This window comes from Marinovum sp. (assembly GCF_048263515.1).
GTDB lineage: Bacteria > Pseudomonadota > Alphaproteobacteria > Rhodobacterales > Rhodobacteraceae > Marinovum.
This window is the reverse complement of record NZ_JBLXEC010000003.1, coordinates 125,961-143,199: the sequence shown is the minus strand read 5'-3', so window position 1 is coordinate 143,199 and position 17,239 is coordinate 125,961. Positions and strand designations below refer to the sequence as shown.

Here is a 17,239-nt window from a genome sequence, read left to right as displayed (position 1 = left end):
TTGCGCCCAATGTGCGGCCGAAACCGGTGTCCAAGGAGTGCCCGATGAAAGCCTGGTCGATGTTCGTCCATTCCCTGCGGCTGGTGATCAACAATATCGACGTGGCGCTCAGGGTGTCGCTGGTGCTCTATTCGGTGCAGGTGATCTCTCAGGTCTACACCCATGCGGTGGATGACGGCAGCGTCATCGGTGGGCCCGACGGCATGCCCGTGCCGGACATCTCGGCCGGCGAAGGGCTGATCATGCTGGTGCTGGGCATCGCCGGGCTGCTGGCCTCGCTCTGGATCGCGGTGGCCTGGCATCGCTATGTGCTGCTGGGCGAGGTGCCCGAAGGCTGGCTGCCCGCATGGCCCGGCGCGGCAATCCCGGGATACCTCTGGCGCTCGGTGCTGCTGGGGCTGGTGGTGGCGCTGGCGGCGGTGCCGGTGGGGGCGGTGGTCTCGCTGATCCTGCCGCCGGTGCTGATGCTGGCGGTGACCGTGGGCGTTGCCTCCTTCGTCTTTTTCCGCCTCTCGCCGATCCTGCCGGCCATCGCGCTGGGCCAGAGCCTGAGCTTTGGCGAGGCCTGGCGCGCCACCGCCGGCGAGGCCGGCACCATCGTGGGGCTCGCCGGTCTGATGATCCTCGGCTCGCTGGCACTGCAGGTACCGACGATGCTCTCGGGTGATCCGAATTCGATGCTCAGCCTGATCTATTCGGTCGTCGTGGGCTGGTTTGCCACCATGATCGGCGTCTCGCTTCTGACCACGGTCTACGGTCATTGCGTCGAGGGGCGCGGCATCGACTAGGCTTGTCGCGCGGCATTTTCGCCCCATTTTCGCCCGGTAACCGCGGTATATGGCAGCGCATAGCTTTACCCCGGAGCCCGTGAATGCGATGTGCCTATGAATAGACCTGTCTGGACCATGCCCATGATCACACCCATTCCGTTCCGGCCCGATGATGCGCACCGGCGGCTCTACCGCACCGCGCTCGGCCAGTTCGCGACGGGGGTGACGGTGATCACCACGATGACCGACGACGGCCCCACCGGCATGACGGTCAATTCCTTCACCTCGGTCTCGCTCGATCCGCCGCTGGTGCTCTGGTGCCTGGCCGACAATTCGCAGCGCTACGATGTCTTCAGCGCGGCACAGACCTATGCGATCAACGTGCTGCATTCGGGGCAATACGATCTGGCGATGCTGTTCGCCAAGGACGGCGGGCATTTCACCGAGGCCAATTCCTTTGACGGCGCGCTGGGCGTGCCGGTGCTGCGCGATGCGCTGGCGGTGTTCGAATGCCGGCTGGAAAGGTCGGTCGAGGTGGGCGATCATTCGGTGATCGTCGGCCGCGTCGAACAGCTGAGCTACCGCGAGGGCGATCCGCTGATTTTCCAGGGCGGGCATTTTGGCACCTTCGCCGGATAAGCTTCCCGGGTTTGTTGATGGGCTCGAGGCCGTGGCACAGCCCGCCGGCCGCTGTCTGCTCTTCGCGCGCTACGACATTTCCCTTTATAAAGACAGCGATTACCCTGAGGCCGGCTTGGAGCTGCCGGAGTTCCTGTCGCGCGCCGTGGCCAAGCGGCGGGGCGAGTTCCTGGCTGGTCGGGCGCTGGCGCAGGCGGCACTGTCCCGGCTTGGAGCGCAGGGCGGTGTCGGTCGCGACGACAAGGGAGCCCCGCTCTGGCCCGAAGGCGTGCAAGGCTCGATTTCCCACAGTCACGGTTGTGTCGGCGTCTGGCTGGGGCAGGGGACAACAACCCTCGGTCTCGACATCGAGGCGCTGGCCGATCCCCGCGCCACCCGCGCCATCTGCCACTCGGTGCTGACCCCCGGCGATACCGCGCTGACAGGCCAGACGCCCGAGCCTGCCGTGGCCACCGCCGTGTTTTCCGCCAAGGAGGCGCTCTACAAGGCGCTCTTCCCCCGTGTCGGGCGGTTTTTCGGCTTCGATCACGCCGAAACCGTGGAAATCCGGCCCGACGGGCTGGTGCTGCGGCTCACAAAGCCCTTATCAACGGATTGGCCGGCCGGCCGCGATTTTGCCATCGCGCAGCACTGGCGGGCCGGCAAGATCATCAGCCAATGCGAGATTGCATCATGACCCCCGATTTGCGCCAGAGCGCCCTGCATCTTTTCGACAAGGCCGTCGAGGCCGCCGATCCGGCGATCGCCCTGCGCCGCGCTCTTGCAGAACATCCGCTGCCGGCGCCCGGGGGCCAACTGCACCTTATCGCCATCGGCAAGGCCGCGCCGGCGATGCTGCGCGAGGCCATGGCGCATGTCGACGGCGACGTGCCGGCGCTGGCAATCACCCATTACGAGAATGACATGGAGGTGCCGGGCGCCGAGGTGATCCGCGCCGCCCACCCGGTGCCCGACGCTGAGGGCCTGCGTGCCGGCGAAGAGGTGATCGCTCGGCTGGCCGGTCTCGGGGCTGACGACGCGGTGGCGGTGCTGGTCTCGGGCGGCGGTTCGGCACTGGTACCGGCCCCGGTCGAGGGCGTGACGCTGGAGGAAAAGGCCGAGGTCAACCGGCTGCTGCTGGGCGCGGGCCTCGATATCGTGAAGATGAACCTGGTGCGCCAGCAGCTCTCGCGGCTCAAGGGTGGTGGCCTGCTGCGCCATGCCGCGCCCGCGCCGGTGACCGCCTATATCCTGTCCGACGTGATCGGCGACGACCTGCGCGCCATTGCCTCCGGTCCCACCGTCGGCCCGATCGGCACCCGCGCCGAGGCCAGGGCGATCCTCGAAAAGGCCGGCGTCTGGGAGGCCTGCCCGGCCTCGGTCCGCGCGCATCTGTCGGCAGATGTCGCCCCGCCAGAGACACCCGCGGCGGCCAATCACCTGATCGGCTCCAACCGGAAGAGTCTCGAGGCGATGCTCGCTGCCGCCGAGGGGTTTGACGCCCGAATTGTCTCTGACGCGCTGGAAGGGGACGTCGATGATGCCGCCCAGGAAGTGCTGCGCGCCGCTGCCGCGGCACCCAAGGGCAAGGCGCAGGCGCTGATCTTTGGTGGCGAGACCACGGTCAACCTGCGCGGCGACGGTCGGGGCGGTCGCAACCAGGAACTGGCCCTGCGCGTGGCGCTGGCCGCCAAGGACTTTGACCTGCCGAAAGACTGGCTGTTTCTCTCAGGCGGCACCGATGGCCGCGATGGTCCCACCGATGCGGCCGGCGGCATCGTCGGGCCCGGCACCGCGGCGGCGATCGGGCCGGAGGCGCAGGCGCTTCTGGCCAACAACGACAGTCACGAGGCGCTGCGTCGCGCCGAGGCGCTGCTGATGACCGGGGCGACCGGCACCAACGTGGCCGATGTGCAGGTCTTCCTGATCGGCGCGGCCTGACCACGCCCCTTACCCCGCGCGCCGGGTTTGCAGACCATTGGCAAACTCGGCCCGCGAAGACGCATAACAATCGCGCACCCGCGTGACGTCGACCTGGGCGCCCTCGCCGGCGTTGGCGGCGCTCTCGCCTTCCTGGCACAGTCTGGCGAAGGCGTCGAACCCGAGGTTCAGCGCGCTGCCCTTGAGGAAATGCAGCTGCGCCTCGAGGTCCGCCATGCCCGGCGTCAGGACCTCGATCACGCCGTCAACCTCGCCCAGGAACAGCTCGACCACCTCGGCGAAATCCTCTTCGCCCACTTCCTCGCGCAGTTCGGAGACCCGGGACCAGTCGATCATCATGTCTTTCTCCTGACGTCTGACCCTCAGGCTAGGGGCCCCGGCCTAAGATATCGTTGCGGATTTCGGTAGGTTTTTCGGTAAATCCCGGCCTTCACCCCGGGTTAACATCAGCCCCCCATACCGGATGCCGAAGACACCAGGACGGAATCAGCAGGCGATGGATTTGGCAGCCAGACAGACACTTCCCGGCGCGGCCGCACGCGCGCCCCGGCCCTTGCGGATTCTGGTTGTCGATGACAGCGGGTTGCAGCGCAAGATCCTCTCGAGCTCGCTGTTGAAACAGGGCCATGACGTCGTGGTGGCCGCCGGCGGCGAAGAGGCGCTGGCGCTCTGCGAGGCGACGCCGCCGGATGTCGTGCTGTCGGACTGGATGATGCCCGGCATGGACGGGCTGGAATTCTGCAAGCGGTTCCGCGCGATGGAGCGTGAGGGCTATGGCTATTTCATCCTGCTTACCTCCAAGAGCGAGAAGGGCGCCGTGGCACGTGGGCTCGACAACGGGGCCGATGATTTCCTGACCAAGCCGGTGCATCCCGACGAGCTGCGCGCCAGGATCACCGCCGGCGAGCGCATCCTGCAGATGCAGCGCCAACTCAGCGATCAGAACCGGGTGATCTCGCGCACGCTGGACGAGTTGCAGGGGCTGTACGATGCGCTCGACAACGACCTGATCGAGGCCAAGAAGCTGCAGCAATCGTTGGTGCGCGAGCGCTATCGCCGCTTCGACACCGCCGATCTGTCGCTGTTGCTGCGCCCCTCGGGCCATGTCGGCGGCGATCTGGTGGGCTTCTTTCCGGTCGGCAAGACGCGGCTGGGGATCTTTGCCATCGATGTCTCGGGCCACGGCATTTCCTCGGCGCTGATGACGGCCCGGCTGGCGGGGTACCTCTCGGCCACCACGCCCGATCAGAACGTCGCCCTGCGCGAGGCCGGCGATGGCAGCTACGTGATGAACCCGCCTGACGAGGTGATCGAACGGCTCAACCGGCTGGTGCTCGAGGAGATGGAGACCGAGCACTACTTCACAATGCTGCTGGCCGATGTCGATCTGGCCACCGGCCATGTGCAGCTGTCGCAGGCCGGCCACCCGCATCCACTGGTGCAGCGCGCCGATGGCACGGTCGAGCTGGTGGGCACCGGCGGGCTGCCGGTGGGTCTGATCGAGGATGCCGAGTTCGACAAGTTCGAGCTGGAACTGGCCAAGGGCGACCGGCTGCTGCTTTATTCCGACGGCATCACCGAATGCCCTGACGCTGGCGGCGGGTTCTTCGAGGAGGACGGGCTGATCCGGCTGGCCAAGGCGCAGCGCCACCTGCCGGGGCGCGAGTTTCTCGAAGCCATGGTCTGGACCCTGGCGGAAAGCACCGGCACCGACGATTTTCCGGACGACATTTCGGCGGCGCTGCTGGAGTTCTAGCCGAGCGCGCCGGCGGCCAAGGCTCGGGCCAGGGCTGCACGGTCCACCGGGTTCGACAACAGCTTGCCGGCCTCGGTGATCGGCACAAAGATCACCTCGTGGCCGTCTTCCTCTGGCGGGCCAAGCGGCCGGACCGGGTGTGCGACGTAGATGGTGCAGAGCTTCTCGGCCCAGAGATCGTATTCAGGCATGAAGACAAAGCGCCGCCAGGCGCCGATCCGCCGCGGGGCGGCGATCTTCCAGCCGGTCTCTTCGCGCACCTCGCGGTGCAGCGCCGCAACCGGCGCCTCGCCCGGATCGATGCCGCCGCCGGGCAGTTGCAAAGGCTCGCTTGACCGCCATTGGCAGGTCAGAAGCAACTGATCCTCGAGCGGCAGCAGCGTATAGACCCCCGGCCGCAGCCGATGGCGTTTTTCACGCTCGGGTGCGGCGCCGATGCGTCGGATCATGGTAAACCCCTTTAATGCTGCGCTTTCGCGGCTATATAGAGGCGATATGCCAAATCCGGGCAACAAGGAACTCCCATGACCTCTGTGAACGCCATCGCCTGGGACGATACCGTCCTGCCGTTTCAGCTTGACCGATCCGACATCCGAGGCCGCGTCGCGCGGCTGGACGGCGTGCTGGAAGGCATCCTGAAACAACACGACTACCCCCCGGTGGTCGAGGCGCTGGTGGCGGAAATGGCCCTGCTGACCGCGCTGATCGGCCAGACCGTCAAGCTGCGCTGGAAGCTGTCGCTGCAGGTCCAGACCAAGGGCGCGGTGCGGATGATCGCCACCGATTACTACGGCCCGACCGAAGACGGCGAGCCGGCGCGCATCCGCGCCTATGCCAGCTTTGACCGCGAGCGGCTGACCGAGGGCACGCCTTTCGAGCAGCTGGGCGAGGGCTATTTCGCCGTGCTGCTCGACCAGGGGCAGGGGATGCAGCCCTACAAGGGGATCACGCCGATCGCCGGCGGCAGCCTCAGCGCCTGTGCCGAGAGCTATTTCGCCCAGTCCGAGCAGCTGCCGACGCGATTTTCGCTGAGCTTCGGCAAATCCTCGATGCCGGGCGAGGCCGAGCGCTGGCGCGCCGGCGGCATCATGCTGCAACACATGCCGAAAGCCTCTCCCTCGGTCACCGGCGAGGGGGGCTCTGGCGAGGGTGGTCTCTTGTCGGTCGAGGATCTGCTGGGGGACGAGGAGACGTCAGAGAACTGGAACCGCGCCAACATCCTGCTCGATTCGGTCGAGCTGATGGAGCTGATCGGCCCCTCGGTGCCGCCGACCGACCTGCTGGTACGGCTGTTTCACGAGGAACAACCGCGGGTCTATGACACCCAGCCGGTGAAATTCGGCTGCACCTGTTCCGAGGACCGGGTACGTCAGAGCCTGTCGATCTATTCCGCCAAGGACATCGAAAAGATGACCACGGAAGAGGGCCGGGTGACCGCCGATTGCCAGTTCTGCGGCGCGCATTACGATCTCGACCCTGCCACCGTCGGGTTCGAGGCGAATGACAAGTGATCCCCTGGCTCCGGTCATCGCGGCGCTGTCGTGCACGTCCGCGGCCTCGTCCGACTTTGACCTGAACCCGGATTTCCGGCTGCCCGAAGGCCGCAAGCTGCGCCCCGCCGGCGTGCTTGCGGCCTTTGTGCTTCAGGACGGCGTGCCGCATGTGATCCTGACCAAGCGCTCTTCGGCGCTCAAGCACCACCCCGGGCAGATCGCCTTTCCGGGTGGAAAGCAGGACGAGGGCGATGCCGACGTGGTGGCCGCTGCCCTGCGCGAGGCACAGGAAGAGGTCGGGCTCGATCCGGCGCAGGTCGAGGTGCTGGGCACGTTGCCGACGCATGAGACGGTGACCAGCTTTCTGGTGACGCCGGTTCTGGCGCGTGTCACGGGCGATTTCACCCCCCGGCCCGAACCGGGCGAGGTGGCCGAGGTATTTACCGTGCCGCTGTCGCATGTCTGTGATCCGGCGCGATTTTCCGTGCAATCTCGACGCTGGCGCGGGATGCGGCGATCCTATTACACTGTGCCTTACGGGCCCTATTACATCTGGGGCGCGACGGCCCGCATCCTGCGCGGGCTGGCAGACAGGATGGCCCAGGAAACGGCGTGATGAGGTTCGCATGAGGATCACCGGCGACTGGCTGATCGCACCAGAGACGCAGGCGGTCTGCGCCATGCTGACCGAGGCCGGGCATTCGGCCTATTTCGTCGGCGGCTGCGTGCGCAATGCGCTGATGGGCGCGCCGGTGTCCGACATCGACATCAGCACCGATGCCCACCCCGAGCGGGTGATGGAACTGGCAAAAGCCGCCGGCCTGAACGCCGTGCCCACCGGCATCGACCACGGCACCGTCACCGTGATCTCGCGCCGGGTGCCGCATGAGATCACCACCTATCGCCGCGACGTAGAAACCGACGGCCGCCGCGCCGTGGTGGCCTTTGCCGACACCATCGAGGAGGACGCGAGGCGGCGCGATTTCACCATGAACGCGCTTTATGCCGATGCGTCGGGGGCGGTGCGCGATCCGGTGGGCGGTCTCGAGGATCTCAAGGCGCGCCGGGTGCGATTCATCGACGACCCGGCCGAGCGCATCCGCGAGGATTACCTGCGCATCCTGCGATTCTTTCGCTTCAACGCCTGGTATGGCCGGCCCAAGGGCGGGTTCGATCGCGAGGCGCTGGCGGCGATTGCCGACAACCTGGATGGGCTGGAAAGCCTGTCGCGCGAACGGGTTGGTGCCGAGATGGTCAAGCTGCTGGCCGCCCCCGATCCGACCCGCGCAGTGGCGGCGATGGACAAGGCCGGCGTGCTGCTGCGCATCCTGCCCGGCGCGGTGATCACCGCGCTGGGCCCGCTGGTCTATGTCGAGGACGAGGCCGGCATCGCGCCCGACCCGATGCTGCGGCTGGCGGCGCTGGGCGGCGAGGATGTGGCCGAGCGGCTGCGCCTGTCCAAGGCGCAGGCCAAGGCGCTGGAGTTCTTTCGCCACGAGGTCGGCGCCGCGACGCCGCCGGCCGAGATCGGCTATCGCCATGGTGCGGAACTGTCGGAAAAGCTGCTCGCCCTGCGCGCCGCGATTCTGCAGGAACATATCGACGGCCGCGCCTTTGCTGAGATGGAAGAGGGCGCGGCGGCGATCTTTCCGATCCGCGCCGCCGACCTGATGCCCGACTACGAGGGCCCGGCGCTGGGCGCGCGGCTCAGGGCGCTGGAAACGCTCTGGATCACCTCGGGATTCACTCTCACCAAGGAAGAGCTGCTGGGCCGTCAGACCCCCGGGGGGTGACAAACCGGCGCTTTCGGGCTATCAAGACCGCACACGAACTGGAGAGTGCAGCATGGAAACAGAGACCCGCTTTCGCCTAGGCTAAGCCACGTTCTCTGTCTGCGTGGAATTTTCGCCACGCATGTCCACAAGTTGCCCTTTTGCGCGCAGGAGCGCCGCCATGTTCAAGTTTTTCGAAAATCTCGTTGATCCCTACCGCCCCTATCCGGCCTCTGATCACCCGCCGCAACGGCTCTGGCCGTTCCTCTGGGCCTATGCCCAGCCGTTCAAGCGCATCTTTGCCTTGGCCGCCATCATGTCGGTCATCGTTGCCTTGATCGAGATCGGGCTGATCTGGGCAATGGGCTGGGTGGTCGACATCCTGTCCGGCGCGCCGGAGCAGGTCTGGGCCGAAAATGGCGGCTGGCTGATTGCCCTGGCGGTGTTCCTGCTGGTGCTGCGGCCGCTGTTGCAGGCGGTGGACGTGGCGCTGCTCAACAACACCATCCTGCCGAACTTCGGCACGCTGATCCGCTACCGCGCCCATGCCCATGTGCTGCGCCAGTCGGTGGGCTGGTTCGAGAACGACTTTGCCGGCCGCATCGCCAACCGCATCATGCAGACCCCGCCCGCCGCCGGCGAGGCGGTGTTCCAGGTGTTTGACGCCATTACCTTTTCGCTGGCCTATGCGGTGGGCGCGGTGGTGTTGCTGGGGCAGGCCGACTGGCGGCTGTCGCTGCCCTTGCTGGCGTGGATGGGGTTCTACGGCCTGCTGATCCGCTGGACGGTCAAGCGTGTCGGCCCGGCCTCTCAGGCCGCCAGCGATGCGCGTAGCGAGGTGACGGGCCGGGTGGTGGATGCCTACACCAATGTACATTCGGTCAAGATGTTCGCCCATCATGGCCGCGAGATGGCCTTTGCCAAGGAGGCGATCGAAGGCGCGCGCCGGACCTTTCAGGTCGAGATGCGGATTTTCACCAGCATGGACGTGATGCTGAACCTGCTGAACGGCTTCCTGATCGTCGGGGTGGTCGGCTGGGCGCTGTACCTCTGGATGCAGGGGCTGGCCAGTGTCGGGGCGGTGGCGGCGGCAACGGCGCTGACGCTCAGGCTTAACGCCATGACCGGCTGGATCATGTGGGCGCTGACCTCGTTCTTTCGCGAGTTGGGCGTCGTCAAGGAAGGCATGGAGACCATTGCCCAGCCCATCGCCCTGCGCGACCGCGCCGATGCAGAGCCGCTGCGCCTGACCGAGGGGCGGATCGAGTTGCAGGATCTGTCGCATCATTACGGCCGGGGGCGCGGCGGGCTCGACCGGATCACGCTGACAATCGCGCCGGGCGAAAAGGTCGGTCTGGTGGGCCGCTCCGGTGCCGGCAAGTCGACGCTGGTGAAGCTGCTCCTGCGGTTCTACGACGCCGAAAAGGGCCGCATCCTGATTGACGGTCAGGACATCGCCCATGTCACCCAGGACAGCCTGCGCCGGCAGATCGGCATGGTGCAACAGGACAGCTCGCTGCTGCACCGCTCGATCCGCGACAACCTGCTTTATGGCCGCCCCGACGCCAGCGAGGCCGAGATGATCGCCGCCGCCAAACAGGCCGAGGCGCATGACTTCATCCTCGATCTCGAAGATCAGGCCGGTCGGCGCGGCTATGACGCCCATGTCGGCGAGCGCGGCGTCAAACTGTCCGGCGGTCAGCGGCAGCGGATCACTCTGGCGCGGGTGATCCTGAAGAATGCGCCGATCCTTCTCCTGGACGAGGCGACCAGCGCGCTCGACAGCGAGGTCGAGGCGGCAATCCAGTCGACGCTTTACGGCATGATGGCGGGCAAGACGGTGATCGCCATTGCGCACCGGCTCTCGACCATTGCCCAATTGGATCGCATCCTGGTGATGGATGACGGACGCATCGTCGAACAGGGCAGTCATGACGAACTTTTGTCCCGCGGCGGGCTTTACGCCGGATTCTGGGCGCGTCAGTCTGGCGGCTTCCTGACGGTGGATACACCCGAGCAGTCAGGCGAATCGGAGGCAGCGGAATGAAGGCACCCTCGTGGATCGATCCCTTTGCCGAGGCAGAGGCCCCGCCGCCGCGCACGCTTGGCGCCTTCATGCGCTGGGCGCTCAGGGGCAGCTTCGGCGTGATCGCCTTGGCCGGCGCGGCCTCGGCCTTTGCCGGCGTGCTCGAGGTGCTGGCGGCGATGACCTTGGGGCTGGTGGTGGACGCGGCGCTGAACGGCTCTCCCGAAAGCGTCTTTGCCGAGAACCTCTGGCTTCTGGTCGGGGTGACGCTGTTTTTCCTGCTGCTCAGGCCGCTGGTGCTGATGGTTTCGGCCTGGCTGCAATCGATCGTCATGCAGCCCAACCTGCTGAGCCTCGTGCTGTCGCGGCTGCACCGCTACACGCTGGGGCAGGACGTCACCTTTTTCGACAATGATTTCGCCGGCCGCATCGCGCAGAAGGAAATGCAGACCGCCCGCGCCATCATCGACGTGGTGGTCGAGGTGGTGCATACGGTACTCTTTGCCCTGGCCTCGGTTCTGGGATCGATCCTGCTGCTGGGCACGGTCGATACGCGGATCGCCTTTGGCCTGTTGCTCTGGATCGTCGGGTACCTGCTGATGATCCGCTATTTCATGCCGCGGATCCGCAAGCGGTCCAAGGCGCGGGCGGCGGCGCGGGCGATGGTGACCGGCCAGGTGGTGGACACGGTGACCAACATCAAGACCGTCAAGCTGTTTGCCCATGCCGATCACGAGGACAAGGCGGCGCTGAATGCCATGGCGCGGTTCCGCGACCGGCAGCTCGATTTCGGCCATGTCTCGGTGCAGTTCCGTTTCTGGCTGATGGCGCTGGCCGGGGTGCTGCCGGTGCTCTTGGTGGGCGGCGCGCTTTGGTACTGGTCGCGCGGGCTGGTCAGTGCCGGCGACATTGCCGCCACCGGTGCTGTCAGCCTGCGTCTGGCGCAGATGACAGGCTGGGTCTCCTTCACGCTGATGGGACTTTACGCCAACGTCGGCGAGGTCGAGGACGGCATGCGGACCCTGACCCCGCCGCACGGGCTGACCGATGTGGCCAATGCCCGGCAGCTCGAGGTGACCGAGGGCCGGATCGAGTTCCGCGACGTGGATTTCGCCTATGGCCGCGATGTCGGCGGGGTCGAGCATATCGCGCTGAACATCGCGCCGGGCGAAAAGCTGGGGATCGTCGGCGCCTCGGGGGCCGGGAAATCCACGCTCGTGGCGCTGCTCCTGCGGCTCTACGATGCCGAAAAGGGTGCGGTCTGCATCGATGGTCAGGACATTGCCGGCGTCACGCAGGAAAGCCTGCGGCGCCAGATCGGCATGGTCACCCAGGAAACCGCCATGTTCAACCGCTCGGCGCGCGACAACATCGCCTATGGCAAGCCCGACGCCACCGAAGAGCAGATCATCGAGGCGGCAAAACGGGCCGAGGCGCATGAGTTCATCCTCGGGCTCGAGGATCACGAGCATCGAAAGGGCTATGACGCGCATCTCGGCGAACGCGGCGTGAAACTCTCCGGCGGGCAGCGCCAGCGTATTGCGCTCGCCCGCGCGATCCTCAAGGACGCGCCGATCCTGGTGCTGGACGAGGCGACAAGCGCGCTCGATTCAGAGGTCGAGGCGGCGATCCAGTCGGCGCTGGAACGGGTGATGGAGGGCAAGACGGTGCTGGCCATCGCGCACCGGCTTTCGACCATCGCGCGGATGGACCGGATCGTCGTGCTCGACCGCGGCCGCATTGTCGAAGAGGGGAGCCACGAGGCGCTGCTCGAACGCGGCGGGCTGTATTCCCGCTACTGGGAACGGCAGTCGGGAGGGTTCCTCAACCTGGTCGAAGCCGCCGAATGAAGCGCATCATGATCGTCGGCCAGCCCGGCAGCGGAAAATCGACGCTGGCGCGCAAGCTGGGCGCGCGGCTGGGCCTGCCGGTGGTGCACATGGACCACATCCACTGGATGCCCGGCTGGGTGGAACGGCCCCAGGCCGAGAAGGCCGTGCTGGCACGGGCCGCCGAGGCGCAGGAGGAATGGGTTTTCGAGGGCGGGTTTTCCGCCACCTGGCCCTCGCGGCTGGCGCGGGCCGAGATGCTGATCGTGCTCGACTTGCCGTTCTCGCTGCGCTGTTGGCGGGTGTTCTGGCGCACCCTCCGGCATTGGGGGCAGAGCCGGCCGGATCTGCCGCAGAACTGCCCGGAACGCTTCGACCGTGAGTTCTGGAGCTGGATCTGGCGCACCCGCAAGACCAACCGCAGCCGCATCCTGTCGCTGGCGCGAATGGCCGCCAAGGGCAAGCCGGTGCATGTGCTGCGCAGCCCGCGCGAGGTGCGTGCCTTTCTCGCCTCACTCGACAGTGGCGGCGTTTGAAGGCAAAAGCCGGGCATGAGCACATATGATATCATCCGCCTCGGTCACCAGGGCGACGGCATTGCCGAAGGCCCGGTCTTTGCGCCGCTGACCCTGCCGGACGAGACGGTGAGCGGCGACCGCGAGGGCGACCGCCTTTACGACATCAAGATCCTGACGCCGTCAGAGCATCGGGTGGCGCCGCCCTGCCGGCACTTCAAGGCCTGCGGCGGTTGTCAGCTGATGCATGCCTCTGATGGCTTCGTGGCGGGCTGGAAGCAGGAGGTGGTGGAGCGCGCGCTTGCCACCCAGCGCATCGAGACCACGTTCCGGCCGATCGCCACCTCGCCGGCACAAAGCCGGCGTCGGGCGACGTTTTCCGCCCGACGCACCAAGAAGGGCGCGATGGCGGGCTTTCACGGCCGCGCCTCCGGCGTGATCGTCGAGATCCCCGACTGCCAGCTGCTGCACCCCGATCTGCTGGCCGCGCGGCCGGTGGCCGAGGCACTGGCGGCGCTGGGCGGCAGCCGCAAGGGCGAGCTGTCGGTGCAGATCACCCTGTCCGAGGCCGGGCTCGACGTGCTGGCCCAGGGCGGCAAGCCGCTCGACCGTGGGCTCGAGGTGTCGCTGGCCGAACTGGCCGGGCAATTCCCCATCGCCCGGCTGGTCTGGGAAGACGAGCCCATCGCCATGCGCAGCCCTCCGGACCAGCGCTTTGACGGTATCCGCGTGGTGCCGCCGCCGGGTGCGTTCCTGCAGGCCACGGCGCATGGCCAGGCGGTGTTGACCGCCGCCATGCTCGAGGCAGTTGGCAAGGCCGATCACGTCGCCGATCTCTTTGCCGGCTGCGGCACCTTTGCCCTGCCGCTGGCGCGCGGCGCCGAGGTGCATGCGGTCGAGGGCGAGCGCAGCATGCTCACCGCGCTGGACGAAGGCTGGCGCCGGGCCGAGGGGCTGAAGAAGGTCACCACCGAGGCCCGCGACCTGTTCCGCAACCCGCTCTTGCCGCAGGAGCTCGAGAAATATGACGCCGTGGTGCTCGACCCGCCGCGCGCCGGGGCCGAGGCGCAGGTGGCGCAGCTGGCGCAGAGCAAGGTGCCGGTGCTGGGCTTTGTTTCCTGCAACCCGGTGACCTTTGCCCGCGACGCCAGGGTGCTGATCGCCGGCGGGTATCGGCTCGACTGGGTGCAGGTGGTGGATCAATTCCGCTGGTCCAGCCATATCGAGCTTGCAGCGCGGCTGACCCGCGCACATATCTGACCGCGGGCAGAAGAGGGGCAGGCACAGATGCGCGAAAGACTGGCAGCATGGCTGGATCAGCCGAAGGTCCGCAACACGATCATCGGGGTGATCCTGTTCAACGCGGTGATCCTCGGGCTGGAAACCTCTGACGCGGTGATGGCCCGCGCCGGCGGGCTGATCGTGGCGCTCGACATGGCCTGCCTTGCGATCTTTGTCGCCGAACTGGGACTGAAGATGTTTGCCCAGGGGCTGGGGTTCTTCCGCCGTCCGTGGAACATCTTTGACTTTGTCATTGTCGGCATTTCGCTGATCCCCGCGGCACAGGGCCTGTCGGTGCTGCGCGCCCTGCGCATCCTGCGGGTGCTGCGCCTGCTCACCGTCGCGCCGCGCCTGCGCCGCGTGGTCGAGGGCTTTCTGACCGCACTGCCCGGAATGGCCAGTGTTTTCCTGCTGATGGCGCTGATCTTCTACATCTCGGCGGTGATGGCGACCAAGCTCTTTGGCGACACCTTCCCCGACTGGTTCGGCGATCTCGGCGCCTCGGCCTATTCGCTGTTCCAGATCATGACGCTGGAGTCGTGGTCGATGGGCATCGTCCGCCCGGTGATGGAGGTCTTCCCCTACGCCTGGGCGTTTTTCGTGCCCTTCATCATGGTCACCACCTTTGCGGTGGTGAACCTGCTGGTCGGTCTGATCGTCAACTCGATGCAGGACGCCCACCACGAAGAGGACAGCGCCGCCACCGACGCCTATCGCGACGAGGTGCTGGACCGGCTGACCGCGATCGAGAAACGGCTGGAAAACGCTGAGCGCCGATAAAGCCCCTTCGCTGCCCATTTGCCCCATGGTATAAGGGAAAAAAACCAGAACCGGGGCAGTGCAGATGCGGTTTCTACGAGTTATCCTGTTGATTTCATTGGCCGTGTCAGTGACGGCCTGCAGCAAGTTCAAGACATACAACGGGCCAGAGGTCACCCGCGTGGTGGTGGATAAGGGCGCGCGCAAGATGTACCTGCTGCACCACACCGAGGTGCTCGAGCATTACGACGTGGGCCTGGGCTTTGCGCCCGCCGGCCACAAGGCGCAAGAGGGCGACGGACGCACCCCCGAGGGCGAGTATCTGATCGACCGGCGCAATCCGAACAGCAGCTTCTATCTCTCGATCGGCATCGATTATCCCAACGAGGAAGACGTCCGCCGCGCCCGCGAGGCCGGGGTCAAGCCCGGTGGCGACATCTTCATTCACGGCCGCCCGTGGAAGAACCGCAAGGGCGGGCAGGACTGGACGGCGGGATGTATCGCGGTGAAGAACTCCGAGATGCGCGACATCTACGCCATGGTGCGCGACGGCACGCCGATCACCATCCGGCCGTAACGGCGCGGTCAGGCCGGCTGGCTCTGGCTGGCCTGAATCTCGTCCCAGGCCTTGTTGATGTCGATCAGACGGCGCTCGCTCATCCGCACCGCCTCTTCCGGGACACCGCGGGCGATCATCCGGTCGGGGTGGCTCTCGCGCACGGCGCGGCGCCAAATCTTGCGAATCTCGTCCAGAGGCATGTCGGGGCTGACACCCAGCACCGAATAGGGGTCCTTGGTGGCATCCGGCACGAAGCGGGTGCGCAGGGCGAGGAACTGGCGTTCGTCCAGCCCGAAGATCGCCGCCACCCGGCGCAGGAATTCATCCTCGGCCGGGTGATAGGTGCCATCGGCGACGGCAATGTGAAACAGCCCTTCGAGCAGGTCGGTCAGCGGCGCCTGGGTGTCTTCGAACATGGCGCGCACCCGGCGGGCATAATCCTCGAACCCGGCAACGTCCTGCCGCGCCAGATTGAAGACCCGCGCCGCCTGCGCCTCGTCCTCGGGCGCGATGAGAAACACCTCGCGAAAGGCGGTCACCTCGACCTTTTTCACCTGTCCGTCGGCCTTGGCCATCTTGGCGCCAAGGGCGATCACGGCAATGGTAAAGGCGACGCTGCGCTCCGGCGGGGTGCGCAGGCGATCGAAGACTTCGCTGAGCGGTTCACCACTGGTGAGCGCTGACAGGGCGGCGGAGATACGGGACCAGATCGACATGGGACAAGCGTATACCGCAGCGCGGCATAAGTCAGTGTGACAATGATAACATTTTCTGCAGCAGTACCAGATCCATCCAACGCCCGAACTTGTTCCCGACCTGCGGCAGGCGGGCGACCTCGGCAAAGCCGATGGCGCGGTGAAAGGCCACGCCAGAGGGGTTTTCACCACTGACCCCGGCAAAGAGCGAATGCACCCCCTCGGCGCGGGCGTGATCCTCGAGCATCGCCATCAGCCGCCGGCCGACCCCCTTGCCGCGGGCCTCTGACGACAGGGCGATGGAATGTTCCTTGGTGTGGCGATAGCCCGGCCCGCTGCGGAACGGGAAATAGCAGGCGTAACCGAGGATCATCGCGCCCTCGCAGGCGACGAAATAGGCGCCGGTGTCGCGGATCGCGGCGGCGATGTCTTCGGAGCGTTTCTCCTCGGTGGTGAAGGTCACGGCGGTATTGCGGATCAGCGGGTTGATCAGGTCGACGATGGCATAGGCATCGAGCGGCTCGGCCGGACGGATGATCATCGCAGGACCCCCTCGCCGGACGGGGTATTGAGCAGGGCCTCGAGCCTTGCCGGGCCGGTCTTGAACTGCACGCGGGCGTCCGTCAGCCAGGGGGCCAGGCGCTGTTGCAACCGGTCGGCCTCGGGATGGCTGACGCTCAGCGTCTCGAGCCGGCAACCGGAGGCGGGCAGGCTGTCGCCCGGCGGCGTCGGGCAGTCCCACTGGATCAGCGCCGGGAAGCAGCCGTCAAAGGGCAGGTGACCGGACGTCGGCACCGCCATGCGCCACTTCAGGTCGCCGCGCTCCAGCGCCACGATCTCGCCGGCCTCCGGCAGGGCGCGCGTCAGGCCCGTGATATCGTCGGTGCGACAGATCCAGGTGGTCAGACGTGGCGCGCCGGTGAAATCATCCAGCCCGAACCAGCGCGGATAGCCCGGCTTCGGCGCCTCGGGGTCGGTGGCAATCGCTTCGAGATAGAGCCCCTCGGCCAACCCCAGCAGGTGGTTGTGCGTGCCGAAATGCGCGTGCTGCCCGCCGGGGCGCAACGCCACGCCCAGCACGGCGGCCACATGCGCCGCGGCGGCGTCGCGGCTTTCGCCGGAGATCGCGATGTGATCGAGCTGCATCCTGTCACCCTCCGGTGGCATAATGGCACAAAATCAGCGCCCCGCCAGATGCAACAGATACGGGCCGGCAAGACTCCTC

General features: G+C 66.6%; 19 protein-coding genes. 14 read left to right on the top strand and 5 right to left on the bottom strand.

Annotated elements, in window-relative coordinates; translation table 11 throughout:
* Positions 1-44 precede the first annotated feature (44 nt).
* The 4 genes from ACN0SE_RS04955 to ACN0SE_RS04940 all read left to right on the top strand — a co-directional run bounded on the left by ACN0SE_RS04955 (position 45) and on the right by ACN0SE_RS04940 (position 3,329).
* Positions 45-788: a hypothetical protein gene (locus tag ACN0SE_RS04955; protein ID WP_417523381.1), complete on the top strand. Its 744-nt coding sequence runs from the start codon at positions 45-47 to the stop codon at positions 786-788.
* A gap of 123 nt (positions 789-911) precedes the next feature.
* Positions 912-1,409, top strand: coding sequence for a flavin reductase family protein (locus ACN0SE_RS04950; RefSeq protein ID WP_417523380.1), 498 nt, complete (start codon positions 912-914; stop codon positions 1,407-1,409).
* 31 nt (positions 1,410-1,440) lie between these two features.
* The gene (locus ACN0SE_RS04945; protein WP_417523379.1) at positions 1,441-2,085 is read left to right on the top strand and encodes a 4'-phosphopantetheinyl transferase family protein; all 645 of its coding nucleotides are present in this window, start codon (positions 1,441-1,443) and stop codon (positions 2,083-2,085) included.
* On the top strand, positions 2,082-3,329 hold the full coding sequence (locus ACN0SE_RS04940) for a glycerate kinase type-2 family protein (protein ID WP_417523378.1): 1,248 nt from the start codon (positions 2,082-2,084) through the stop codon (positions 3,327-3,329). The genes ACN0SE_RS04945 and ACN0SE_RS04940 overlap by 4 nt, the downstream gene beginning before the upstream one ends.
* Before the next feature lie 9 nt (positions 3,330-3,338).
* Here the strand turns inward: ACN0SE_RS04940 and ACN0SE_RS04935 are convergent, their stop codons facing one another.
* Positions 3,339-3,665 (bottom strand): Hpt domain-containing protein, encoded by a 327-nt coding sequence (locus tag ACN0SE_RS04935; RefSeq protein ID WP_417523473.1) that lies wholly within the window; start codon positions 3,663-3,665, stop codon positions 3,339-3,341.
* A gap of 217 nt (positions 3,666-3,882) precedes the next feature.
* Between ACN0SE_RS04935 and ACN0SE_RS04930 the strand changes: the two genes are divergently transcribed.
* Positions 3,883-5,085 (top strand): PP2C family protein-serine/threonine phosphatase, encoded by a 1,203-nt coding sequence (locus tag ACN0SE_RS04930; protein WP_417523377.1) that lies wholly within the window; start codon positions 3,883-3,885, stop codon positions 5,083-5,085.
* Here the strand turns inward: ACN0SE_RS04930 and ACN0SE_RS04925 are convergent.
* Complete coding sequence (locus ACN0SE_RS04925; RefSeq protein ID WP_417523376.1) at positions 5,082-5,534, bottom strand: NUDIX domain-containing protein; 453 nt, start codon at positions 5,532-5,534, stop codon at positions 5,082-5,084. The two genes, ACN0SE_RS04930 and ACN0SE_RS04925, sit on opposite strands and share 4 nt — an antisense overlap.
* 75 nt (positions 5,535-5,609) lie before the next feature.
* Between ACN0SE_RS04925 and ACN0SE_RS04920 the strand changes: the two genes are divergently transcribed.
* From ACN0SE_RS04920 to ACN0SE_RS04880, 9 genes are all read left to right on the top strand, one after another.
* Positions 5,610-6,596: an Hsp33 family molecular chaperone HslO gene (locus ACN0SE_RS04920; protein ID WP_417523375.1), complete on the top strand. Its 987-nt coding sequence runs from the start codon at positions 5,610-5,612 to the stop codon at positions 6,594-6,596.
* Positions 6,586-7,194, top strand: a complete 609-nt coding sequence (locus ACN0SE_RS04915) for a CoA pyrophosphatase (protein ID WP_417523374.1) — start codon at positions 6,586-6,588, stop codon at positions 7,192-7,194. Before ACN0SE_RS04920 ends, ACN0SE_RS04915 begins: the two co-directional genes overlap by 11 nt.
* Before the next feature lie 10 nt (positions 7,195-7,204).
* Positions 7,205-8,371: a CCA tRNA nucleotidyltransferase gene (locus ACN0SE_RS04910; protein ID WP_417523373.1), complete on the top strand. Its 1,167-nt coding sequence runs from the start codon at positions 7,205-7,207 to the stop codon at positions 8,369-8,371.
* 160 nt (positions 8,372-8,531) lie between these two features.
* Complete coding sequence (locus ACN0SE_RS04905) at positions 8,532-10,397, top strand: ABC transporter ATP-binding protein (protein ID WP_417523372.1); 1,866 nt, start codon at positions 8,532-8,534, stop codon at positions 10,395-10,397.
* A complete protein-coding gene (locus ACN0SE_RS04900; protein WP_417523371.1) occupies positions 10,394-12,226 on the top strand; it encodes an ABC transporter ATP-binding protein in 1,833 nt (610 codons plus the stop codon). Before ACN0SE_RS04905 ends, ACN0SE_RS04900 begins: the two co-directional genes overlap by 4 nt.
* Positions 12,223-12,741, top strand: a complete 519-nt coding sequence (locus ACN0SE_RS04895; RefSeq protein ID WP_417523370.1) for an AAA family ATPase — start codon at positions 12,223-12,225, stop codon at positions 12,739-12,741. The genes ACN0SE_RS04900 and ACN0SE_RS04895 overlap by 4 nt, the downstream gene beginning before the upstream one ends.
* A 15-nt stretch (positions 12,742-12,756) precedes the next feature.
* A complete protein-coding gene (locus ACN0SE_RS04890; RefSeq protein WP_417523369.1) occupies positions 12,757-13,980 on the top strand; it encodes a class I SAM-dependent RNA methyltransferase in 1,224 nt (407 codons plus the stop codon).
* 27 nt (positions 13,981-14,007) lie between these two features.
* Positions 14,008-14,781, top strand: coding sequence for an ion transporter (locus tag ACN0SE_RS04885; protein ID WP_417523368.1), 774 nt, complete (start codon positions 14,008-14,010; stop codon positions 14,779-14,781).
* A 64-nt stretch (positions 14,782-14,845) separates the two neighbouring features.
* The gene (locus tag ACN0SE_RS04880; protein ID WP_417523367.1) at positions 14,846-15,337 is read left to right on the top strand and encodes a L,D-transpeptidase family protein; all 492 of its coding nucleotides are present in this window, start codon (positions 14,846-14,848) and stop codon (positions 15,335-15,337) included.
* Positions 15,338-15,345: 8 nt separating this feature from the next.
* Here the strand turns inward: ACN0SE_RS04880 and ACN0SE_RS04875 are convergent, their stop codons facing one another.
* The 3 genes from ACN0SE_RS04875 to ACN0SE_RS04865 are packed head-to-tail and all read right to left on the bottom strand — an operon-like array spanning position 15,346 to position 17,160.
* Complete coding sequence (locus ACN0SE_RS04875) at positions 15,346-16,035, bottom strand: TerB family tellurite resistance protein (RefSeq protein ID WP_417523366.1); 690 nt, start codon at positions 16,033-16,035, stop codon at positions 15,346-15,348.
* 31 nt (positions 16,036-16,066) lie between these two features.
* Positions 16,067-16,555, bottom strand: a complete 489-nt coding sequence (locus ACN0SE_RS04870) for a GNAT family N-acetyltransferase (RefSeq protein WP_417523365.1) — start codon at positions 16,553-16,555, stop codon at positions 16,067-16,069.
* Positions 16,552-17,160, bottom strand: coding sequence for a VOC family protein (locus ACN0SE_RS04865; RefSeq protein ID WP_417523364.1), 609 nt, complete (start codon positions 17,158-17,160; stop codon positions 16,552-16,554). The genes ACN0SE_RS04870 and ACN0SE_RS04865 overlap by 4 nt, the downstream gene beginning before the upstream one ends.
* Positions 17,161-17,239: the final 79 nt, after the last annotated feature.